Raw genomic sequence first — 21,271 nt, forward strand, 5'->3', positions numbered from 1 at the left:
CCCGCTCGGTGGCGGCATCCGGGCCCGCGGGCCGATCCTGGAGGGGCGGGGGCGTCGGCCCCGGGAGGACTCTCGTGAACACTGCCACCGACACCAGCCAACGGCGCAGCACGGCCGGCTTACTCGACAGCCCGATCCTCGGGATGGCCCCCTGGATCGTGTTCTCCGTCCTGGTCGGCCCCGGCCGGTTCGAGATCGCGGTCGGCGCGGCCCTCGTGCTGACGGTCGTCCTGGTCGTCGTCGGCCGGGTCCGTGCACCGGGCAGCTCCTGGAAGATCCTGGAGGTCTGCGACGCCGTCTTCTTCGCGGCCCTCGCGGTGATCGGCGCGCTCGCCTCCGCGGGCACGCTGACTTGGCTGGAGACGTACGCCGGGGAGGTCTCCAACCTCGCCCTGGTGACGATCGCCTTCGGCTCGATGGCCGCCCGGCTGCCCTTCACCCTCCAGTACGCCCGGGAACGCGTACCGCGCGCCCACTGGGACTCGCCGCAGTTCCTCCGCACCAACTACCTCCTCACCGGCGTGTGGGGCCTGGCGTTCCTCGTCGCGGCCCTCGCCGGCCTCTACGGGGACTTGGTCCTGCACAACCCGAACAACCTGTGGACCGGCTGGATCATCCAGATCGGCGCGATCATCCTCGCGCTGCGCTTCACCGAGTGGTACCCGGAGGTGGTCCGCGCGCGCATCGCCCGGGACGCCGGCCGGCCCGCCGAGGTGCCCACGACCGGCGCGCTGCTCGTGCCGCTCGCCGGCTACCTGCTGCCGGTCGGGATCGTCGTCCTGGCCGCCGACGCCGGGCCCGCCTGGCTGGGCATCGCGCTGATCGTCGGCGGGGTGCTGCTGACCCGCTCGCTGCGGGCCGGCGGGGCCCGGACGTGACGGCGGGCGCCCCCGGAGACCAGCCGACCCCCCGTCGGACCCCTGCCGGACCCCCGTCCACCCCGTGGCGTCCGCCGCCCTTCCCCAGGAGACCGCCATGACCGCCACGACCACCGTTGCCGCCTACGCCGCGCCCGCCGCGAAGGCCCCGCTGGAGCGCGCGACCGTCGAGCGCCGCGCCGTCGGCGAGCACGACGTCCTGATCGACATCGCCTTCGTCGGCATCTGCCACTCCGACATCCACCAGGTCCGCGCGGGCTGGGGCGAGGCGATCTTCCCGATGGTGCCCGGCCACGAGATCGCGGGCGTCGTCTCCGCCGTGGGCCCCGGTGCGACGCGGTTCGGGGTGGGCGACCGGGTGGGCGTCGGCTGCATGGTCGACACCTGCCGGGAGTGCGACGACTGCCGGGCGGGCCTGGAACAGTACTGCGCCGAGGGCCCGGTCTGGACGTACAACTCCGTGGGCCGGGACGGGCAGCCCACCCTGGGCGGCTACTCGGAGCGGATCGTCGTCGACGAGAACTACGTGGTGTGCATCCCGGACGGCCTCGCGCTGGACGTGGCCGCCCCGCTGCTGTGCGCCGGCATCACCACGTACTCGCCGCTGCGGCACTGGAACGCCGGCCCCGGCAAGCGGGTCGCCGTCATCGGGCTCGGCGGCCTCGGCCACATGGCCGTGCAGCTCGCCCATGCGCTCGGCGCCGAGGTGACCGTCCTGTCCCAGTCGCTGAGGAAGAAGGACGACGGCCTGCGGCTGGGCGCCGACCACTACTGCGCCACCAGCGATCCGGCCACCTTCGAGAAGGCGGCCGGCCGGTACGACCTCGTTCTCAACACCGTCTCCGCCCCGCTCGACTTCGCTGCTTACCTGTCGCTGCTGCGCACGGACGGGACGATGGTGAACCTCGGCCTCCCGGAGGAGCGGGTGGAGATCGCACTCCAGGCGCTGTCGGGCCGCCGGCGCAGCCTGAGCAGCTCGGGCATCGGCGGCATCGCCGAGACGCAGGAGATGCTGGACTTCTGCGCCGAGCACCGGGTGGCCGCCGAGATCGAGACGATCCGCGCGGACGAGATCAACGAGGCCTACGAGCGGGTGCTCCGGAGCGACGTCCGCTACCGCTTCGTCATCGACACGGCCACGCTCTGACCCCGCGCGGCGGTGCCGGCCGCTCCGGCGCGGCGCGTCCGGTTTCCCGCCGGGCCCACGGCCCCCGCCACCCCGGCCGCCCGGGGCGTCCCGGCGCGCCCGAACCCCGTTGATCCCCGTCGCCACGGCTGACACGATCGTCCGCGGCCGGTTCGGCGGCCCGGGGACGAAGGGGAGCGACCGGTGGCGGCGACAGCGGGGCCAGGAGCGGGGACAGGGACAGCAGCGGGCTGGGCGGGGGTGCGGGAGCGGGTCCTGGCTCTGCGGGACGCGCCGAACGCCGCGGAGGTCTTCGGGGCGCGCCAGCCGGGCTTCGGGCACGACTTCGTGCTGGAGCCGCCGCTCCGCGAGGCCGAGGTGGCGGCGGCCGAGACGGAGCTCGGGGTCTCCTTCCCCGCCGATTACCGCGGCTTCCTCCTCGGCGTCGGTGCCGGCGGGGCCGGGCCCCACTACGGCGTCTTTCCGCTCCGGCGGGACGATCGTGGCTGGTACTGGGACGAGGGCCGGGGGGTCCGCGGCAGCAACCCGCTGCTCGGGCAGGCGTTCCCGTCCGCCGAGGAGCAGGTGCGCGGGTGGGAGGAGCTCGACGCCCGCGAGCCCGCCGAAGCGGACTTCCCCGACGAGCAGGCGTACCGGGCGGCCTACCGTGCCTGGGACGAGGAATGGGAGGAGCACCGGTCGGCGGTGACCGCGGGGGCGGTCTGTCTCGGCCACCAGGGGTGCGGCTACTTCACCTGGCTCGTCGTCACCGGGCCGGAGCGCGGCACCCTGTGGGTCGACGGCCATGCCGCGGACCCGCCCCTGCGGCCGGTCACGGCCGGTGCGCGGCGGGTCGGCTTCCGCGACTGGTACCTGGACTGGCTGGCCGGGGCGACCCGCACGGCGCAGCGGGGGCGCTGAGGCGAGGAGCGTGGTGGGGCCCGGCCCGGGCGGTGTGCCCGGGCCGCCGTGTCCGGTCAGCCCGCCGGGTCCGGTGAAGCTGCCGCGTCCGGTCCGTGCGCCGTCCAGGAGCGGAGCTTCTCCGGGTTGCGGACCGCCCAGATACGGGTGATGCGGTCGTCGGTGAGGTCGAACGCGGCCACGGTCACGGTGCTGCCGGAGTGCTGGGCGACCAAACCGGGCCGGCCGTTGACCGTCCGCTCCAGGAGCGTCAGCCCGGGGGCCTTGTCGGCGATGTGGATCAGGTACTGGGCGATCCGCTCGCTGCCCCGGACCGGGCGCAGGACGGCGCCGACCAGGCCGCCGCCGTCGGCCGTCATCGTGGCGTCGGGGTCGAGGAGGCCGACGAGGGTCCGGATGTCCCCGGCCTCCCACGCCTCCTTGAACCGGCGCACCAGAAGGCCGGCCTGCCCGGCGGTCGGCACGGCCGGCTGCTGCGCGGCGCGGATGCGCCGGCGGGCCGAGGAGGCCAGCTGCCGGCAGGCCGCGGGGGTGCGGCCGACGATGTCGGCGACCTCGCCGAACGGGTACCGGAAGACGTCGTGCAGGATGAACGCCACGCGCTCGGCCGGTGTCATCGCCTCCAGGACGACCAGGAAGGCCATGGTCACCGACTCGTCGAGGGTGACCCGGTCGGCGGGGTCGGCCGGTGCCGCGGGGCCGCCGCCCGGCCGCCCGCCGGACCACTCCGCCCGGTCGGGCAGCGGCTCGGGTATCCACTCGCCGACGTAGCGCTCGCGCCGGACCCGCGCCGAGCCGAGCACGTCCAGACAGATGCGGCCGGCCACCGTCGTCAGCCAGGCGCCGGGCGAGTCGACGGCGTCCTGCTGCGCCCGCGGCATCGCGTACCAGCGGGCGTAGGTCTCCTGCACGGCGTCCTCGGCCTCGGCGACCGAGCCGAGCAGCCGGTAGGCGAGATTGATCAGGTGGCGCCGCTCGCCGACGACCACGCTCAGGGCCGGCTCGGACCGGTCGTGCCCTGCCTCGTACGGGGTGCTCATGGTGGTGACCGCTCCTCGGTTCGTTCGTCCGGCTCCGTTCCCGGCTCTTCGGCGTTTCCGGCTCTTCGGCGTTCCCGGTTCTTCGACGAAACACCGCGCCGGAGTGTGAGGCCGGTCCTCACCTCACATTTCGCGGGCCTGCGTCGTCGGACTGCCGAGACACTATCGATCAAGGGCCGCGAGGCAGAAGAGGGGGCGGCGTCATGGCCACCAGGACGACGGCGGAACGGCGCGGGACCGGCTTCCGGCAGGTGGCGGTCGCCCTGCAGACGCTGGCGCTGTTCTTCCAGGCGACCACCGCCGGACTGCTGCTGACGTCCTCCAGCGGCGAGGTGCTGCACAGCGTCGGAGCGCGCGTGATGTACGGCGCGGCGATGCTGTACGTGCTCGCCGCCGTCCTGGCGTGGCGGCCCGGCGGCGGGCCGGGGCGCCCCGTCCTGTACGCGTCCGGCTTCCTCGTCCTGGCGTCGGTGCAGGTGGTGCTGGGCGTCGCGCACGTGCCGTCGGTCCACGTGCCCCTGGGGGTGCTGATGTTCGGCCTGAGCCTGCTGGCGCTGGGCCGCGAGTGGGTCGGCCGCGCGCCGGAGCGCTTCGGCGTCCGGCTGCGGTCGTAGCCGCCCGTACGCACGACGGCGGGGCTCCGGGTGAACGAACCCGGGGCCCCGCCGTCGTTGCCGGGGCGGCCCGGCAGGCGGGGCCCTGCGCGCCGCCGGCCCGGTCAGCCGGCGTCGCGCAGGGTGCCGGCCGGGAGCCCGAGTTCGCGTTCTGCCGTGGTGAGGACGAGCGTGTCGAGGGCAGGGTGGCCGAACGGCGACTCGTCGTTCGCGTAGCTGCCGAGCCCGTCGATCGTCACCAGGATGACCAGGCAGGCGCCGAGCGGGTCGGCGGGGGAGAAGTCCCCGCTCCGGACGCCGTCCTCGATCACCGCGGTCAGGGTGTCGCGCATGACCGCCTCCTGCTCGGCGACGGTGCGCCGCAGGTTCGGGCGGTAGCGCGAGAGGTGGCGGGCGTTGAGCCAGAGCCTGCCGAGGTCGGTGAAGTCCGCGCCGCCGAGGCGGTGCAGCAGCAGGCTCAGCCGCCGGACCGGCGGCAGGCCGGCCTCGGCCGGCGGGAGCAGGGCGTCGCGTTCGCCGGTGACGGCCTGGGCGAACGCCGCGCACAGCAGGTCGTCGACGCTCGGGAAGTAGTGGCTGATCAGGCCCGGGCGCACCCCCAGCTCGTCCGCGACGAGCTGCATCGTGACCCGCTCCAGTCCGCGTTCCAGCGCGAGGCGGGCGGCGGTCTGGAGGATCTCGGTCCGCCGCTCCTCGGGGGCTTTGCGCGTCCGTGCGACCCGGGGGGTTGACGTCATGCGCCACAGCCTATTGGATGACGCACCACGGCTTATTGGTGCTGGCACCAATAAGCGAAGGCCGCTCCGGCCGCGCCCTCCCGTACCCTCCCGGACCCCCGGCGGCGGGGCGGTGCCGCCGCCTCCCCCCACGAAGGAACATCCATGGAGCGTTCTCCCACCGCCGCCGCGGCGCTCGCGGCCCCACCGGGGCAGGACCGGGCCGGCGCGGTCGAGAGCCGCGGCATCGACTGCGTGCCCGACTCCGAGCGGCACGGCACGGCCCGCGAACTCTTCGCCGTCTGGGCCGCACCCAACGTGAGCTACCTGAGCTTCGTCGTCGGCGCCACCCTCGTCCTGATGGGGCTGCCGCTGTCCGAGGCACTGGCCGTCACCGTCGCCGGCAACCTGTTCTGGCTGCTCACCGGCTTCATCGCGGTCAGCGGCCCCGTCGCGGGCACCTCCGGCTCCGTCGTCTCCCGCGCCATGTACGGGGTCGTCGGCAACAAGGCCGTCGTCGCGCTCACCGGGTGGCTGATCTCCTCGCTCTACCTCGCGCTGAACTGGTCGGCGGCCTCCGTCGCCGGGCTCGGCCTGACGACCCGGCTCGGCCTGCCGGAAACCCCGGCCCTGGACGCCGCGGTGGCCTGCCTGATCGCCGGCGCCACCGTCCTCGTCGCGATCTTCGGCCACGCGACGATCGTCCGCCTGTACACCGCGCTGACCGCCCTGCTCACCCTGGTGTTCGTCGCCCTGAGCGCGATGGTCCTCGGGCACGCCGACTGGTCGTACGCGCCGGCCCAACCCCTCACCGGCCTCGGCCACCTCGTCGTGCTGGCGTCCGGCTTCACCATCGTGGCCTCCGCGCCGCTGTCGTACGCCAACAGCCCAGACCTCTCCCGCTACCTGCCGCGGGACACCGGCGGCCGGGCCATCACGCTGTGGACGGCGTTCGGCGCCTTCCTGCCGAGTGTGGCGTTCACGGCGATCGGCTCCCTCGCGGCCACCACGCTGGACATGAACGACCCGCAGGCCGCGCTGGAGAGCATCATGCCCTCCTGGTTCGTGCCTCTCTTCGTCGCCGCCGTGGTCGTCAACACCGTGGCCAACAACGGCCTCACCGCCTACAGCGCCGGGCTCTCCATGCAGTCGATCGGCGTCCGGCTGCACCGGGTGATCGCCGTCCTGGTCGTCGGCGCCATCGGTACCGCCATGACGCTCTTCGCCCTCCTGGTCTTCGACTTCCTCACCGCCGTCAACACCATGATGGAGCTGGTCGTGGTCGTCACCGGCCCCTGCATGGCCGTCTACGCCACCGACATCGTGCTGCGGCGCAACCGCTACGACGGTGAGCAGCTCCACGACCAGAGCCGCACCGGCCCCAACTGGTACCGGGGCGGCGTCAACTGGGCGGACATCCTCGCCACCCTCGGCGGCGCCACCGCGGCCACCCTCTGCGCCGGCTCCACCACGTGGGCCGGGCCCGTCGCCGCGGCCATGGGCGGCCTCAACCTTGCCGTCCCCGTCGGCGTGCTCGGCGCGGCGGCCCTCTACTGGGGCCTCTCCCGCGCCTTCGGCACCCTCCCTCCCTCGACCGCCCAGCACTGAAAGACCGACCATGAACGCCGACCTCATCGTGCGCGCCGCCCGGATCGAGAACTTCGACCCGGCGCCCGTCCCGGCCCGCAGCCCCGCCTGCGCCCCCGCCAGCACGCCCGTCCCGGCCCGCACCCCTGCCCGCACCCCCGGCCCGGCCACCGACACCGTGGTGGCCGTCCGCGACGGCCGGATCGTCGCCGTCGGCGGCGACGAGCTCCTCCGCCACTGGGCGGGCGTCGCCACCCAGGTGCTCGACTTCCCCGGAGCCACCCTCACCCCGGGCCTCACCGACCCCCACGCCCACCCCGTCTGGGGAGCGATCGAGGTGGGCAGCGGCCTCGACCTCGCCGACCTCGACACCCTCGACGCGGTCTGCGCACGGATCGCGGACCGCCTCGCCGACCAGGGCCCCGCCGTCTGGATCACCGGCTTCAACCTCGACATCAACGCCTTCGACGCCGAGCCCACCGGCCACCCGCTGGAGCGGCACTTCCCCGGTGTGCCGATCTCGCTCATGACCCGCGACGCGCACTCCCTCGTCGTCAGCCCCGCCGTGATCGACCGCATCGGCCTGACCGGCACCGAGACCTTCGACGACGCCTCCCGGATCGCCGTCGGCCCGGACGGCCGGCCCACCGGCTTCGTCGTCGAACTCCAGGCGATGGACCTCGTCCTCGCCCACTACCCCGAGGTCCCCCTCCCCGTCGCGGCCGGACACGTGGCCGCCCGCCTGCACGAGTTCGCCGCGACCGGCCTCACCGGTCTGCACGCCCTGGACTTCACCGCCCCCTCCGAGGACGTCTACCGGGAGATCGAGCGGACCGGAGACCTCCCGGTGCGGGTGCGCTGCTCACCGCTCGTCCCCGCCGACTCCCCGCGCGAGGTCTGGGAGGCCGTCGCCGCCCAGCAGACCCTCGCCGGCCGCCGCTGGCACGTGGCCGGCGCCAAGTTCATGCTCGACGGCACCGCGGACAACGGCTCCGCCTGGTTCGAACACCCCGACGTCCACGGACAGAACCGCCACCCGCTGTGGAAGAACGTCGAGCGCTACCGCGAGGCCGTCCGGTTCTTCACCGAGCGCGGCATCCCCACCGCCACCCACGCCATCGGCGACCGGGCGGTGCGCACCGCCCTCGACGTGATCGAGGAGACCGGCCACGCCCCGTCCGCCCCGCACCGGATCGAACACCTCGAATCGATCCCCGACGACCTGCTGCCCCGCTTCGCGGCCCTCGGCGTCGTCGCCGGCCTCCAGCCCGTCCACGCCACCCGCATGACCAGGGCCGACCACAGCGACAACTGGTCCCACCGGATCGGACCGCACCGGGCCGCCCACGGCTGGCGCACCCGCGACCTGCTCGACCACGGCGCCGTCGTCGCTCTCGGATCCGACTGGCCCATCGGCGTCGGCGACCCGCGGACCGCCCTCGCCGACGCCCAACTCCGCCGCCCCGTCGAGCAACCGGCCACCGCCCCCGTCCAACCCGCCCAGCGGATCACCGCCCGGGAGGCCTACGCCGGGATGACCCACGCCCCGGCCGTCGCCGCCGGCGCCACCGGGCACCTCGGCCGGATCGCGCCGGGCCACCTCGCCGACCTCGCCGTGTTCGCCCGCAACCCCCTCGACCTGACCCCCGAACAGCAGGCCGCCAACCCCGTCCTCGCCACGATCGTCGACGGCACCGTCCTCCACCACGCCGCCCAGGAGCACACCCCGTGACCCCCGCCCCCTTCCCCCGCCCCGAGCACCGCCGCCACGTGGCCGTCGACGCGGCCGAGCCCCGCCTCTGCGGAGAGTCCCGCGGCCGGCAGCTCGCCGACGGCCTGCACGCCACGCTCGACGCCTACCACCGCCTCTTCACCCTCGCCGGCATCCCACCGACGACCGTCCGCGACGACGCCGACCGCGCACTCGACGCCGTCGGCGCCTTCCGCCCCGCCCTGCGCGAACAGATCGAGGGCATCGCCCACGGCGCCGCCGTCGAACCCTGGCAGATCGCCGCACTCAACGCCCGCACCGAGATCCTCGCCCGCAGCCGCGCCGTCCCGCCCGGCGAGTGCTCGACCGTCGTGCGGCGCCTGCGGACCGCCGACGGCGCCACCACCCACCTGGGGGTGCAGACCTGGGACTGGCACGTCGAACTCGCCGCCTGCTGGCACACCCTCGACAGCGCCGGTGGCGCCCACCGGTATGTCGGCCTCACCGAACACGGCATCCTCGCCAAGATCGGCGTCAACAGCGCCGGGCTCGCCCTGCACTTCAACATCCTCGGCCACCGCGACGACCGCGTCGGCGGCCTACCCGTCCACGTCCTTGCCGCGCTCGTCCTCGAAGAAGCCGGGAGCGCCGAGCACGCGCGGGAGATCCTGCACGACGCACCCCTCACCTCCTCCGGCTCCTTCACCCTCTTCGACCGGGACGGCGCACTCCTGCTCGACCTCAGCCCGGCCGGGATCTTCGAAGCCCCCGAGGCGGCCGAGGGCACCCACCTGCGCACCAACCACTTCCTCACCCCCGTCCCGGCCGAGCACGAGAAGACCTGGCTCTACCAGCCCGACTCCGGCGAGCGCTATGCCTTCCTGCACGACCGGCTCACCCGGCGGCCCGCCCAGCGGGCCGAGGAGTTGATCGAGCACCTGGTGACCGGCCCGGGCGAGCCCCCGGTGACCTGTCTCCCCGACCCGGCCGGCCGGGCCGGCCACCGCTGGGCGAGCCTGGCCACCGTCCTCCTCGACCCCGCCGCCCGCACCGCCCACGTCCTCGACGGCACCCCCGCCGAGCACACCACCCGCCCCTGGCACACCCTGACCGCCTGACCGCCTGACCGCCTGAACGCCTGAACGCCTGACCGCCTGACCGGCACCCGGGTGACGACGTCCGTGCCGAGGAGCACCGGAACACCGCCGATCCGCCTGGTCGGGCGACCGGCAGGAGCGCACCTGCACCCTGCTGTCCCGGCCGGGCCGGCTCGGCCACACCCGGCGTGGAGGGGCCGCACCCGCTCGGGGTCCCGCTCCAGCTGCCGCCCCCGCTGGACGTCGAACTCGACACTGCCGGCTTCTGAACCGCCCCCGGCGCAGGCCCGCGCCGGGGGCGTTCGGCCGACCGCCACGGCGGTCGGCGGGAAATCTGGCGCCACCGACCCGTTCGGCCTGCGAGACTTGCCCGCATGAGTCCTGATCGTCGCAGCCTCGGGCTGCCCGCCTTTTCCGAGCCCAGCGCCGATGCGCCCGTTCCCGCGCAGGGTGGTGGGCGCCGGCTGTTGCCCGTGGAGCAGGGCGCCGACTTCCGCCAGCCGCCCGGTGAGGCCGTCCCCGAGACCGCTCCGGTCCGGCGCCCGCTCGCGGCCGGCGGCCTGACCTTCTCCGACCCGGACCGGCCGATCTGATCACTCGGGCCGGCGCCGTCCGGAGACCGTGACGTGGTGGGGCGTCCGACCAGGGATTCCGGTCGGACGCCCCACCCGCTTGTCGGGCCGGGCCTGCGCGCCGCCGTGCACGAGGAGTGGTTCGACGACGGTCCCGCCCCGACCGCCCGGCTGCGCAGACCGGCCCTGGCGGGCATGGCCGGCGGTGGCTCTGCCACGCTGTGACCCTGGCAGGCCGCCAGCGAACCGTCGCAGGGGAGACGCCGACCCATGAACACGCCATCATCGCCGTCGGTCGGACCGGAGCGGACCGGCGGAGCGTCCGTCCGGATCGGCGCACTCGTCCCGCTGACCCGGCCCGGCTGGGTCGGGGCGGGGCGGCACCTGCTGGCCGGGCTCGAACTGGCCGTGCGCGAGGTCAACGAGGCCGGCGGGATTTCCGGCCGGCCGCTCGACCTGCTCGTCCGGGACACGGCGGCCGATCCGGAGCGGGCCGCGGCGGTGGTGGACGAGCTGGCCGGCCTGGGCGTGGCCGCGCTGGTGGGGGAGTACCACAGCGTGGTCGCGCGGGCCGCCGCCGCCCGGGCGGACGCCCTGGGCCTGCCGTTCCTCTGCTCGTCGGCGGTGCTGGACGCCCTCACCGAGCAGCCGACGGAGTGGGTCGCGCGGATCGCCCCGCCGCAGTCCCGCGGCTGGCGGCTCTACGCGGACTTCCTCCTCGGCGCGGGCCACCGCCGGATCGCCGTCGCCACCCAGCCGAGCGTCTACTGGGCGTCCGGGGTCCGCATCCTGCGCGAGCACCTGGCGCCGCGCGGCGGCACCGTCGTCGAACTCGACGTGCGGACGCTCACCCCCGAGGCCGTGTGCGAGGAGCTCGTCGGCCGGGGCGCGACGGCCCTCCTGCTGCTGGTCGGCCACCCGGAGCCGGCGGTGCCGATCGTCACCGCCGTCCGCCGGGACGGGCGCCTCGCCGAGGTCATGATCGGCGCCCCGGCCGGGCAGCCCGAGTTCGCCGAGTGGGCGGCGCTGCTGGGCGCCGACGGCGCCGCGGTGCCGTTCCTGCGCTACCTGCCCGAGCGGCTCGGCCCGCTCGGTGCGCGGGTCGGGGCGGCCCTGCGCGAGCGGCTGGGCGAGGCGCCGTCCTTCGTCGGGTTCGAGGGGTACGACGCGGTCGCCGTCCTCGCCGAGGTGCTGCGGACCCACGGGACGGACCGGGCCGGCACGGCGGGGGCCTGGCCGGACGTGGCGGTCGAAGGCACCCGCGGGCGGATCCGGTTCTCCCGCACGCCGGGCGTCGGCGTGTGGCAGTGGGCGTGGGCGCCGATCCAGGTCGTCGACCGTGACCCGGCGGCGCCGGAGACCTTCCGGGTCCTCCGCAGCGGCTGACGCCCGCGCCGGGCCGCGGCCCGGTCAGCTGTGGTGGACGATGACGGAGATGCCCCAGCCGATCGCGGCCAGCACCGTGGCGAAGCAGAGCCCGGCCACCACGCGGCCCAGCAGGCCGGCGGTGGGCCGCTCGGAGGCCGGCAGCCCGGTCGACGGTCCGGCCGGGGCACCGCCCGCGCGGACCGGCGGGTTGAGGGCGCGCAGGCCGAGGGCGAACAGGGCCGGCAGGCCGGCGCCGGCGAGGAGGCCCACCGCGAGGATCCGCCACAGCGCGCCCAGGTTGATCCAGCTGTTCACAGGGCGGCCTCGTTGGCTTCGGGCTCCGGGACGACCGAGCCGGTCCAGGTGGCGTTGACGTTCTCCGGTGTCACGGGTCGCTGGCGGGAGGCGAGGTAGAAGGCGGTGGAGGCCAGCAGCACCAGGATGAAGATCACCACGACACCGAGGGTCCCGCCGATCCCGTTCGCGGCCCAGTAGGCCGCGGCACCGACCCCGCCCGAGGCCGGCAGGGTGAACAGCCAGGCCACCGCCATCCGGCGGGCGACGTTCCAGCGCACCACGGCGCCCTTCTTGCCGACCCCCGCGCCCACGATCGACCCGGTGGCCACGTGGGTGGTGGAGAGCGAGTAGCCGAAGTCGGTGGAGGCGAGGATCACCGCGGCCGAGGCCGACTCGCTGGCCATGCCCTGCGGCGACTCGATCTCCAGCAGCCCCTTGCCCAGCGTCCGGATGACCCGCCAGCCGCCGAGGTAGGTGCCCAGGGCGATCGCCACCGCGCAGGAGGTGATCACCCAGGTCGGGGCGGTGGCCCCGGCCTCCAGGGTGCCGTTGGCGATCAGGGCCAGCGTGATGATGCCCATGGTCTTCTGGGCGTCGTTGGTCCCGTGGGCGAGCGAGACCATCGAGGCCGAGCCGATCTGGCCGATCCGGAAGCCGTGGTCGCGCGGGCCGTCGGGCACGCCGCGGGTGAAGCGGTACACGAGGTGGGTGCCGACCACGGCGACGGTGCCGGCGATGAACGGCGACAGCGTCGCGGGCACGATCACCTTGGAGACCAGGCCCTGCCACTTGATCGCGGAGGAGCCGGCCGCGGCCATCGTGGCCCCGACCACCCCGCCGATGAGCGCATGCGAGGAACTGGAGGGGATGCCGAGGTACCAGGTCGTGAGGTTCCAGAGGATGCTGCCGGCCAGGCCGGCGAAGACGACGACCAGCGTCACGTCGCCGCTCTGGACCAGCCCGCTCGCGATGGTCGCCGCCACGGCGGTCGACAGGAAGGCGCCGACCAGGTTCAGCACCGCGGAGACGGCGACCGCCACCCGGGGGCGCAGTGCCTGGGTGACGATCGACGTCGCCATGGCGTTGCCGGTGTCGTGGAATCCATTGGTGAAGTCGAAACCCAGCGCGGTGGCCACCACCAGCGCCAGGACCGCGTCGTTGCCGGTCACGTGGGCGAACCTAACCCGTCGGCCGCCGGACCGCGATCATGCGGGGACCGGCGCGCCGGTCCCCGCGATGCTGCCAGCCGATCGGACCTGCCGCCGGCCGATCGGGCCCGCGACAGGACGTCCGGGCGTGCGGCCGGTCAGAAGGCGACGATGCCCTCGCCGCCCGCGCCGCCCGGCACCGTCCGGGAGCCCAGCGGGGTGAGCGAGCCGTCCTCGTTGACCGCGAACTCGTCGACGATGCCGTTGACCCCCGTCTGGGCGTAGAGGTAGTGGCCGTCGGAGGAGACCGCGGCGTCGACGGTACCGGGGTCGGTGGGCGTGTTGCCCAGGGCCGTCAGCCGGCGGCCGTGGTCGGCGGTGCGGAAGCCGCTGAGGGTGGAGCTGCCGGCGTTGGACGCGTAGAGCAGGTCGCGGACGGCGACGATCCAGCAGGTGGCGGACTGGCCGGTGGCCGCGATCGCCTCCTGCGAGGCGGTGCCGTCCGGGTGGACGGCGAACGTCGCGACGGCGTTCGTGCCGGCCTCGGCGAGGAAGATCCCGTGCCGGCCGTTGGGCACGAAGGCGAAGGGCACGGCACCGGGCAGGTTCGTGACGACGGGGGAGTCGGCGGGGGATCCGGAGCGGTCCAGGTTGAACACCAGCAGGTTGCTGCCGTTCGCCTTGGTGGTCACGACGAGCTGGGAGCCGTCGCCGGTGAAGCCCACCTGGCCGGGGGTGTTGGTGAACTGGGGCGTGGCGTCCGGGTCGAGCCCGAGGCAGCGGTGCCGGTCGGCCCGCTCGTCCAGCCGGCCGTCGTGGACGGTGTAGCCCTGGACCGAGCCGCCGTCCAGGGCGTTGAGCACGTACACGGTGTCGTCGTGCACGGCGACGCTCACCGGGAACCGGCCGCCCGAGCCGACGACCTGCCGCAGGTCGACGCGGTCGCCGTCCACGGCGAAGACGGAGAGGGTGTCGCTGCCGGCGTTGACGGCGTAGAGCAGGGCGTGGCGCGGGTCGTAGGTGAGCGACCCCTGGGAGGCGAGATGGTCGGCGACCGACCCGGCGAGCACGCCGCCGAGGCCGTGCGTGTCGTAGGAGCCCGCCTGGGTCAGCTGCCCGTCGTCCGCGCGGCGGTAGGCGATGATCCGGTTGCCGGCGGGGTCGTCGGTCTGGACGAAGACCGCGTGGTGGCCGCCGCGGGGGTGCTCGTCGCCGCCACGCGCGGTGGCGGACGCGGTCGGGGCGGCGCAGACGGCCGCCGCGGCGAGCGCGGTGGCGACGGCCAGGGCGGGACGGATGGGCTTCTGCACGATGTACTGCCTCCTCGGGGGATCGGAATCGCCGTCCCGCCGGAGGCCTGCGTGTCCGGTCGAGGTATCCGGTCGGGCCGGATCCGGGCATCGCGGCCGCGGGTCGAGACGACGGGGACGAGGGCGGTGCCGGGCGCCCGCGCGGTGCCGGCCGGGAGCCGGCTGCCGCACACCTGCCCGTGCACCGGCCCTCGCCGAAAAGGTATGTGACGTTCTGTCCGAATCCGTGGAGTCGTCCTGGTGTGGCTCCGTCGCCGTCGGCTCCCCCGGGGGCGGGCATCGTTCGCGGCCGGCCTGCCGCTGTGCCTGCGTGGTCGGTGCACGTCCGACCATTGGCTTGGCCGGGGTCGGGCCCGTGCGGTCCTGCTGGAACGGGAAGGTGACGAGATGTCGGACTCGGCGGAGATGCGGATCTTCACGATGCTGGACGCGAACGGCGACGGCGCGATCTCCGACGGCGAGCACCTCGCCCGGGTGGACCGGGCGGCCGCGGCCACCGGGCGCGACCGGCGGGACCCACTGGTCGCCGACGGTGACGGCGCCGTGGACCGCGCCGCCTACCTGGCGGGCATCCACGACTACCTCCTCGCCGGCGCCTCCCCCATGGCCGACGCCTATGGCGCCGGCCTGCCCGCCCCGCAGGGGGCCTGAGCCCCCGCCCGCGTTCGGCCCGGGGCGTTCGGCCTGGCGGGCGGGCGGCTCGGCGTTCGGCCCGGCGGGTGGGGCGGCGGGGTGGACCGGGGGTGCCGGGAGACGTGGGTCGTGGGGTGCCGGCTCCTCGGGAATCCGTCGGTATTCCTCCCGACTGCCGCATTCGGTGCGGGATTTCGGCGGCCTTTCCGCCCTGCGGGTGCCGGGAGTCCACTCACCCGGCCTTGATCGTTTGGAGCCCGGGCACCGTTTTGGTACGTATCACTTGCGGGGTGGCTTCGCAGCGGTGATCACTGCCCGCATTCCGGGAATTGTCGGACCATGTCAATCGCATGCACACAACAAAAGCCGGGGCTCCGGCGCAGGGGAAACTCTGCGTGGCCGACCGACTGCTCACCGAAGTCACTGGAGTCGCAGGGGTCCGCCGGGGCAAGCCCCATCTCGTTCACATGTCAACCACACATCCTTGAAGCAACATCCTCAACAACCATTGTGGCTACGCATGTTCGAAGGTAGAGTCCCGGCTCGCCGAGCACCGACAAGGGCTCGCAGGGCATTCTTTGGGGCGGGCATGACAAATTACCGCAACATCAACGGGGCCACTTCCGACCTGATTGACGCGTTCACGGAAACCGTGAGCCGGTATTCCGCACGGCCGGCGATCGAGTGCCACGGGAACAGCCTGAGCTATCGCCAACTCGGCGCGATGGCAGGGTTGTTGGCCGAGCATCTCGGGGTCGGTCCGGGCGTGGTCGCCGTGCCGGCGATCCATGCGCCGGAGACGGTCGTCGGGCTCCTCGGGGTGCTGGCGGCCGGGGGCGTGTACTGCCCGGTCGATCCGGCCTTCCCGCCGCAGCGTCGCGTGGCGATGCTGGCGGCGGTGGGCTGCCGCACCGGGCTGGCCACCACGGCTGCCACGGTCACCACGGCCGTCACGGCCACCGCCGCACCGGACGGGCAGCCCGGTGCGGCGGGGTGGGGCCTGGAGGGCCTGGGTCTCGACCTGGTCGGCGTGCCGCGATCAGCGGTCCCCGAGCCGGCGGATCCGGCCGCGGATCCGGCCGCGGAACCGCGGCCGGACGGGCCCGGCGGCGGGGAGCCGTACCGGGTCGAGCCGGAGCAGCCGGCCTATCTCCTCTTCACGTCGGGTTCGACCGGGCAGCCGAAACCCGTCGTGACACCCCGTCGGGCGATCTCCGCGGCCGTCGCATCCCTGCGTGAGCTGTTCGGGCTGACGCCGGACGACCGGGTGCTGCAGTTCGCCTCGCTGAACTGGGACACCTGCTTCGAGGAGATCCTCCCGACCCTCACCGCAGGCGCCACCCTCGTGCTCGACGCCGAGGCGCACTCCGGTTCGTTCCCCCGGTTCCTGCGGATGGTCGAGCGCGAGCGGATCACCGTCCTGAACCTGCCGACGGCCTTCTGGAACGAGCTGGTGCTCCACCTCACCGAGGAGCGGCAGGCGCTCCCCGCGTCCGTCCGGCTGCTGGTGATCGGGGGCGAGGCGGCCCGGCCGGCCAGGCTCGCCGACTGGGCCGCGCTGGACAGCGGCCGGATCCGGCTGCTCAACACGTACGGGTCCACCGAGACCACGCTGATCACCCATGCCGTCGACCTGCACGGGCCGTTGGCGGCCGAGCGGGTGCGGCCGTGGGCGACCGGTGACCGGGTGCCGATCGGCCGCGCCCTGCCGCACGTCCTGGAACGGATCGGCGAGCAGGACGAGTTGATGGTCGGCGGGCCCGCGGTGGCGCTCGGCTACCACGGGTTGCCGGAGGCCACCGCGGCGCGGTTCGCCGTCGCCGACGGCGTCCGCTGGTTCCGTACCGGCGACCGGGTGAGCCGTGCCCCGGACGGCGTGCTGACCCACCTGGGAAGGCTGGACGGCGAGTTGAAGGTCCGCGGCATCCGGGTCGACCCGGCCGAGGTGGAGGCGGAGATCGCCGGTCACCCAGGGGTCGGCGCGGTCGCCGTGACCGGGGTGACGGAGGCCGGCCGGTCGGCGCTGGTCGCCTACGTGGTGCCGCGCCTCGCCGGCTCGGCCGACGGGCTGGACGCCGAGGTGCGCGCCTACCTGCGGGGCCGGGTACCCGGCCATCTGGTGCCGGGCCGGATCACCGTCGTCGCCGAGCTCGTCCACACCGCGAGCGGAAAGGTGGACCGGGCCGGCTCGCACCGCCGCCACTCGGCGCGCGGGCCGGGCACCGGGCAGACCTCCGGGGCCGCCCCGGTCCGGTCCGACCTCCAGGGCCTGTCCGACAAGCCCTAGCCACCGCCCGGCGGGCCGTTCCCGCCACGCGGCCGCTCCCGCCACGCGGCCGCTCCCGCCACGCGGCCGGGTCGCCCCGCGGGGACGTGCGCCCGCATCGTCCGGGCACGTCCAGTACGAGGACGATCCGCCGGCCCGTCCGGAGCGGTGCCCGGCGCCGTGCGCCGGCTCGGCGGGGCCCGACCGACGGGATTCGCCCGACGCCACCCGTCCGGCAGGCCTCCGGGCCCAGAAGCCAGAGTCCGGACGCCGGTACGGCCGCGGACGGGACACGCCCTGGGGGAGCCCGGACCGGGCCCCCGTCAGGTCATCACCAGGTGCCCCACAGGTGCACCCGACAGTTCGAAGGAGAGCAGGCATGAGCAGCACTGACACCACGCCCGCCGACACGGAGGGCGTGGTGGCGATCTTCCGCCGCGTCCTGGAGAGACCCGACGTCGCGGCGGACTCCGACTTCTTCCTCCTCGGCGGTGACTCGCTGATCGCCACCCGAGTGCTGAGTGCCGTCGCCCGCACCTACGGGACGGAGTTGTCCTTCGAGGAGTTCCTGCTCGCACCGACCGCGGCCGGCCTCGCCGAGTTGATCGCGACCGCCGGATGAGCGGCCGCAGCGGTGGTGCCGCGGCGTCCGTCGTCGTCGTCGGGGCCGGGGCGGCCGGTCTGACCGCCGCGGCCGGGCTCGCCGCCCGCGGGGTCGAGGTCACCGTGCTGGAGGCGCGGGACCGGGTCGGCGGTCGGACGCACGGGATCGAGGTGTTCCCGGGCGCCGCGGTGGACGCCGGGGCCGCCTACCTCGGCGACCGGCACACCGAACTCCACGCGCTCTTGAAGGAGTTGGGCCTCGCCACCACGCCGACCACGATGCTCGGCGCCAGCCGCTTCGCCCTCGGCGGCACCGGCGGCACCGGCGGCGGTGACGCCGGGCACGCCACGCGGGACGGCCGCTTTCCCCCGCTCAACGCGGTGGCGCTCGGTGACCTCTTCGACCGGCTCGCCGAACTCACCGCGGCCGTAAGGCCGGACGCGCCCTGGCTCACCCCCGCCGCGGACCGGCTGGACACCACGACGGCCGCCGACTGGGCCGCACAGGAGCTGTCCCACCCGGACGCCAGGCTCTTCTTCCCGCTCTTCCTGGGCGAGATGATGGCCGCCGACCCGGCCGACGTCTCCGTCCTGCACATGGCCTTCTACCTCCGCTCGGGCGGCGGCCTGCGCTACCTGAACGCCTTCGAGGGCGGTGCGCAGCAGGACCGGGTGGCCGGCGGCGCGCACCTGCTCTGCGAGCGGCTCGCCGACCGGCTGACCGCCGCGCCGCACGGGCGGCTGCGGCTCGGCGAACCGGCCCTGGAGATCCGCCAGGACGACGACGGCGTGACCGTCCGTACGGCGCGCGGTGCGTACCGGGCGGACGTCGCGGTGGTCGCACTCCCGCCGCTGCTCGCCGACGCCCTGGAGCAGCACCCGGCGCCGGCCGTGCCCCGCGCGGGGGAACGGACCGGACGCGGCTGCGCGGTGAAGGTCCACCTGGTCTACCCGGCGCCGGTCTGGCGCGAGCACGGGCTCTCCGGCTGGTCGGTGAACGCCGAGGGTCCGCTGCTCTCGACGGTCGACGACTCACCGGCGGGTGCGCCGACCGGGGTGCTGACCGGCTTCGTCACCGGTGCCGAGGCGCACCGGTTCGCCGCGCTGGACCGGGCCGGGCAGCGGACGGCGGCGGTCGACCAGGCCGGTCGGCTCTTCCCGATGCTCCCCGAGCCGATCGGCTTCCACGTCACCGACTGGGTCAACGAGCCGTACAGCAAGGGCTGCTACGCGGCCCTGTTCGGCCCCGGCGACTGGCTGCGGCTCGGTCCGGCGCTGACCGCCCCGCACAGCCGGGTGCACTGGGCCGGCACCGAGACCAGCACCGAGTACTTCGGGCTGCTGGAGGGGGCGGTCCGGTCCGGGCACCGCGTGGTCGCGGAGATCCTCGACCGCACGGCCTGAACGGCGCCGCCCCGCTCACTGCATGCCCCCGCACACCGCATTCCCCCGCCCGCCGTACCTCCGCGGACAGCACCGCCGCGCGCTCCCGGGTCGCCCGCGTCACCGCGCCTCGCAGCACGGCGCCGTCGCACCGCACGGACGTGCCGGCCGAGCGCCGGATCCCCCCAACCCCCCAACCCCCTCAGCCCGTCCGCCCGTTCCACGAGAACCGGCCGCGGGTCACCCCCCTCAGGAGGCCGCCATGAGCGACCGGAGTCCCCACCCGACGTCCCACCCGAGCCCCGTCGCGCCACTCGCCGTCCGGGAGCTGCTGATGACCGAGCCCGGGCTCGGCGCCGGCAACTTCCTCGACCACGCCCTCGCGGTCAACCCCCACCGCGCCGTCCCGTTCGCCTACAGCCACCACACCGACCACCGGGGCGCCGTCGTGCTGCGCGGTCACAGCCTGCTCGACCTCGCCGGCCTGCGCGACCGGTACGCGGCCTGGTACCACGCCAACGGGGTGCGGCCCGGCGAGCCGGTGGCCGTGGTGATCGGCGAGGGGCTGGAGCCGCTGCTGCACTTCCTCGCGCTGACGGCGCTGGGCGCCGTCCCGGCCCTGGTCAACGACGCCATGCGGCACGACGTGATGGTCCGCTACCTCGACCACGTCGGCGTGGTCGGGGTGGTCGCGGACGACACCACCCGGCTGGCCGCCGCCTACCGGCAGGACCCGCAGCGCCGGCCCCGCTTCCTCGCGCTCGCCGCCGAGGTGCAGGCCTTCGACGCGGACTCCTCCGGCGGCCTCCCCGAGGCGTACCCGTACCGGCACGCGCCGGACGACGTGGTGGCGCTGATCCACTCCTCCGGCACCACCGGCACGCCCAAGTCGACGATGCTGGCGCACCGGCAGTTCTGGGACGGGAAGCAGCCGCGCATGGTGCGGTTCCCGGCGGAGCCGTACGACCGGCTGATGTCGCTGATGCCGCACACCCACGCGGGCGGCCTGAGCTACTTCCTCACCGCGACCCTGCTCGGACTGCCGACCGTGGTGATGGCCGACTGGCGGCGTTCGGTCGTCGAGCCGGTGATGGAGGCGTTCCGGCCGACCATGGTGGCGTCGTTCCCGCGCACCTTCGTCGAACTCGCCACCGGGGAGCTGCCGGTGCGGGGTGCCGCCAGGGTGCACTCCTGGTTCAACACCGGCGACAGCGCGCACTACGGGCACATCCGCCGGCTGGTCGGGCTCGGCGAGCGCCCGGCCGGCCTGATCCGGCCCTGGCTGCTGCCGAGCGAGAAGGCCGCTCAACCGGCCCTGCCCGGTTCGCAGTTTGTGGACGGGCTGGGCTCCTCCGAGATGGGCATGGCGCTGTTCGGCCAGGTGACCACACCGGAGACCGCCCGGGACGACCGCTGCGTCGGCAAGCCGCTGGAGGTGGTCCGCCGGGCGGCCGTCCTCGACCAGGACGGCGCCGAAGTCCCGGACGGCACGGTCGGGCTGCTCGCGGTGGACTCGCCCTCCCTGACGCCGGGCTACTGGAACAACGCCCGGCTCACCGGCAGCTTCGAACTGGCCGGCTACTGGCTGACGGGGGACGTCGCCCGCCGCGACGCCGAGGGCCGGTTCTACCACCTCGACCGCACGGTGGACGTGATCGACACCGCGGCCGGCCCGGTCTACAGCCTGCCGATCGAGGAGGTCCTGCTCGCCGACTGCGCCGAACTGGTGCGGGACTGCTCCGTGGTCGGGGTGCCGGGCGGCGAGAGCGAGGGCCAACGACCCATAGCGGTGGTCCAGTTGCAGGAGGCGGCCGCGGAAGTGGGGGAGGCGGACGTGCTGGTGGCCGCCAACAAGGCACTGGCCTGCGCCGGCCTGGCCGGGCTCGGCGCCGTCCGGATCGCCCGTACGGCGGAGGAGTTCCCGCTCGGGCCCACCGGCAAGGTGCTCAAGCGCGAACTGCGCACCCGCTTCGCCACCCTCTTCACCGGCCAGTAGCCGAG

The 21,271-nt window shown here is 74.7% G+C and carries 19 protein-coding genes; 14 read left to right on the forward strand and 5 right to left on the reverse strand.

From position 1 onward, the window contains the following. The first annotated feature begins 74 nt into the window (after positions 1-74). The 3 genes from OH807_RS39840 to OH807_RS39850 all read left to right on the forward strand — a co-directional run bounded on the left by OH807_RS39840 (position 75) and on the right by OH807_RS39850 (position 2,925). Positions 75-878 carry a hypothetical protein gene (locus OH807_RS39840; protein WP_406209952.1) on the forward strand — a complete coding sequence of 268 codons (804 nt, stop codon included), beginning with the start codon at positions 75-77 and terminating at the stop codon, positions 876-878. Positions 879-975: 97 nt separating this feature from the next. Further along, positions 976-2,025: an NAD(P)-dependent alcohol dehydrogenase gene (locus OH807_RS39845; RefSeq protein ID WP_406209955.1), complete on the forward strand. Its 1,050-nt coding sequence runs from the start codon at positions 976-978 to the stop codon at positions 2,023-2,025. 240 nt (positions 2,026-2,265) lie between these two features. Continuing rightward, a complete protein-coding gene (locus tag OH807_RS39850) occupies positions 2,266-2,925 on the forward strand; it encodes an SMI1/KNR4 family protein (RefSeq protein ID WP_406209958.1) in 660 nt (219 codons plus the stop codon). Positions 2,926-2,981: 56 nt separating this feature from the next. Here the strand turns inward: OH807_RS39850 and sigJ are convergent, their stop codons facing one another. Beyond that, complete coding sequence (gene sigJ, locus OH807_RS39855) at positions 2,982-3,965, reverse strand: RNA polymerase sigma factor SigJ (protein ID WP_406209961.1); 984 nt, start codon at positions 3,963-3,965, stop codon at positions 2,982-2,984. 203 nt (positions 3,966-4,168) lie between these two features. Between sigJ and OH807_RS39860 the strand changes: the two genes are divergently transcribed. Continuing rightward, positions 4,169-4,579 (forward strand): hypothetical protein, encoded by a 411-nt coding sequence (locus OH807_RS39860; RefSeq protein ID WP_406209963.1) that lies wholly within the window; start codon positions 4,169-4,171, stop codon positions 4,577-4,579. A gap of 104 nt (positions 4,580-4,683) precedes the next feature. On the opposite strand, the gene OH807_RS39865 is transcribed toward OH807_RS39860, so the two are convergent. Further along, positions 4,684-5,316: a TetR/AcrR family transcriptional regulator gene (locus OH807_RS39865; protein WP_406209966.1), complete on the reverse strand. Its 633-nt coding sequence runs from the start codon at positions 5,314-5,316 to the stop codon at positions 4,684-4,686. A 144-nt stretch (positions 5,317-5,460) separates the two neighbouring features. On the opposite strand from OH807_RS39865, the gene OH807_RS39870 reads away from it, so the two are divergent. The 5 genes from OH807_RS39870 to OH807_RS39890 all read left to right on the forward strand — a co-directional run bounded on the left by OH807_RS39870 (position 5,461) and on the right by OH807_RS39890 (position 11,648). Beyond that, complete coding sequence (locus OH807_RS39870) at positions 5,461-6,903, forward strand: purine-cytosine permease family protein (protein ID WP_406209969.1); 1,443 nt, start codon at positions 5,461-5,463, stop codon at positions 6,901-6,903. A gap of 10 nt (positions 6,904-6,913) precedes the next feature. Further along, entirely contained in the window at positions 6,914-8,614 is a 1,701-nt protein-coding gene (locus OH807_RS39875) for an amidohydrolase family protein (protein WP_406209972.1), read from the forward strand. Beyond that, positions 8,611-9,711 carry a C45 family autoproteolytic acyltransferase/hydolase gene (locus OH807_RS39880; protein ID WP_406209975.1) on the forward strand — a complete coding sequence of 367 codons (1,101 nt, stop codon included), beginning with the start codon at positions 8,611-8,613 and terminating at the stop codon, positions 9,709-9,711. The genes OH807_RS39875 and OH807_RS39880 overlap by 4 nt, the downstream gene beginning before the upstream one ends. A gap of 353 nt (positions 9,712-10,064) precedes the next feature. Next, positions 10,065-10,283 (forward strand): hypothetical protein, encoded by a 219-nt coding sequence (locus OH807_RS39885; RefSeq protein ID WP_406209978.1) that lies wholly within the window; start codon positions 10,065-10,067, stop codon positions 10,281-10,283. A gap of 249 nt (positions 10,284-10,532) precedes the next feature. Further along, on the forward strand, positions 10,533-11,648 hold the full coding sequence (locus OH807_RS39890; protein ID WP_406209981.1) for an ABC transporter substrate-binding protein: 1,116 nt from the start codon (positions 10,533-10,535) through the stop codon (positions 11,646-11,648). A gap of 24 nt (positions 11,649-11,672) precedes the next feature. Here the strand turns inward: OH807_RS39890 and OH807_RS39895 are convergent, their stop codons facing one another. The 3 genes from OH807_RS39895 to OH807_RS39905 all read right to left on the reverse strand — a co-directional run bounded on the left by OH807_RS39895 (position 11,673) and on the right by OH807_RS39905 (position 14,385). Next, positions 11,673-11,945 (reverse strand): hypothetical protein, encoded by a 273-nt coding sequence (locus tag OH807_RS39895; RefSeq protein ID WP_406209982.1) that lies wholly within the window; start codon positions 11,943-11,945, stop codon positions 11,673-11,675. Then, a complete protein-coding gene (locus tag OH807_RS39900; RefSeq protein ID WP_406209985.1) occupies positions 11,942-13,096 on the reverse strand; it encodes an anion permease in 1,155 nt (384 codons plus the stop codon). The genes OH807_RS39895 and OH807_RS39900 overlap by 4 nt, the downstream gene beginning before the upstream one ends. A 137-nt stretch (positions 13,097-13,233) precedes the next feature. Next, positions 13,234-14,385, reverse strand: coding sequence for a lactonase family protein (locus OH807_RS39905; RefSeq protein WP_406209987.1), 1,152 nt, complete (start codon positions 14,383-14,385; stop codon positions 13,234-13,236). A gap of 387 nt (positions 14,386-14,772) precedes the next feature. On the opposite strand from OH807_RS39905, the gene OH807_RS39910 reads away from it, so the two are divergent. The 5 genes from OH807_RS39910 to OH807_RS39930 all read left to right on the forward strand — a co-directional run bounded on the left by OH807_RS39910 (position 14,773) and on the right by OH807_RS39930 (position 21,266). Then, positions 14,773-15,036 (forward strand): hypothetical protein, encoded by a 264-nt coding sequence (locus OH807_RS39910; protein ID WP_406209990.1) that lies wholly within the window; start codon positions 14,773-14,775, stop codon positions 15,034-15,036. Positions 15,037-15,607: 571 nt separating this feature from the next. Further along, positions 15,608-17,305, forward strand: coding sequence for an AMP-binding protein (locus OH807_RS39915; RefSeq protein WP_406209993.1), 1,698 nt, complete (start codon positions 15,608-15,610; stop codon positions 17,303-17,305). Between the two features lie 358 nt (positions 17,306-17,663). Next, positions 17,664-17,906, forward strand: a complete 243-nt coding sequence (locus OH807_RS39920; protein WP_406209996.1) for a phosphopantetheine-binding protein — start codon at positions 17,664-17,666, stop codon at positions 17,904-17,906. Beyond that, on the forward strand, positions 17,903-19,291 hold the full coding sequence (locus OH807_RS39925; protein WP_406209999.1) for a flavin monoamine oxidase family protein: 1,389 nt from the start codon (positions 17,903-17,905) through the stop codon (positions 19,289-19,291). Before OH807_RS39920 ends, OH807_RS39925 begins: the two co-directional genes overlap by 4 nt. A gap of 241 nt (positions 19,292-19,532) precedes the next feature. After that, the gene (locus OH807_RS39930; protein ID WP_406210002.1) at positions 19,533-21,266 is read left to right on the forward strand and encodes a class I adenylate-forming enzyme family protein; all 1,734 of its coding nucleotides are present in this window, start codon (positions 19,533-19,535) and stop codon (positions 21,264-21,266) included. The last annotated feature ends 5 nt before the right edge of the window (positions 21,267-21,271 follow it).

It is taken from the genome of Kitasatospora sp. NBC_01560, assembly GCF_045208415.1.
GTDB lineage: Bacteria > Actinomycetota > Actinomycetes > Streptomycetales > Streptomycetaceae > Kitasatospora.

Coding starts and splice junctions, on each gene's coding strand:
- OH807_RS39870 (WP_406209969.1), top strand. CDS start 5,461: ATGGAGCGTTCTCCCACCGCCGCCGCGGCGCTCGCGGCCCCACCGGGG.
- OH807_RS39920 (WP_406209996.1), top strand. CDS start 17,664: ATGAGCAGCACTGACACCACGCCCGCCGACACGGAGGGCGTGGTGGCG.
- OH807_RS39885 (WP_406209978.1), top strand. CDS start 10,065: ATGAGTCCTGATCGTCGCAGCCTCGGGCTGCCCGCCTTTTCCGAGCCC.
- OH807_RS39910 (WP_406209990.1), top strand. CDS start 14,773: ATGTCGGACTCGGCGGAGATGCGGATCTTCACGATGCTGGACGCGAAC.
- OH807_RS39930 (WP_406210002.1), top strand. CDS start 19,533: ATGAGCGACCGGAGTCCCCACCCGACGTCCCACCCGAGCCCCGTCGCG.
- OH807_RS39925 (WP_406209999.1), top strand. CDS start 17,903: ATGAGCGGCCGCAGCGGTGGTGCCGCGGCGTCCGTCGTCGTCGTCGGG.
- OH807_RS39865 (WP_406209966.1), bottom strand. CDS start 5,316: ATGACGTCAACCCCCCGGGTCGCACGGACGCGCAAAGCCCCCGAGGAG.
- OH807_RS39845 (WP_406209955.1), top strand. CDS start 976: ATGACCGCCACGACCACCGTTGCCGCCTACGCCGCGCCCGCCGCGAAG.
- OH807_RS39915 (WP_406209993.1), top strand. CDS start 15,608: ATGACAAATTACCGCAACATCAACGGGGCCACTTCCGACCTGATTGAC.
- sigJ (WP_406209961.1), bottom strand. CDS start 3,965: ATGAGCACCCCGTACGAGGCAGGGCACGACCGGTCCGAGCCGGCCCTG.
- OH807_RS39875 (WP_406209972.1), top strand. CDS start 6,914: ATGAACGCCGACCTCATCGTGCGCGCCGCCCGGATCGAGAACTTCGAC.
- OH807_RS39890 (WP_406209981.1), top strand. CDS start 10,533: ATGAACACGCCATCATCGCCGTCGGTCGGACCGGAGCGGACCGGCGGA.
- OH807_RS39860 (WP_406209963.1), top strand. CDS start 4,169: ATGGCCACCAGGACGACGGCGGAACGGCGCGGGACCGGCTTCCGGCAG.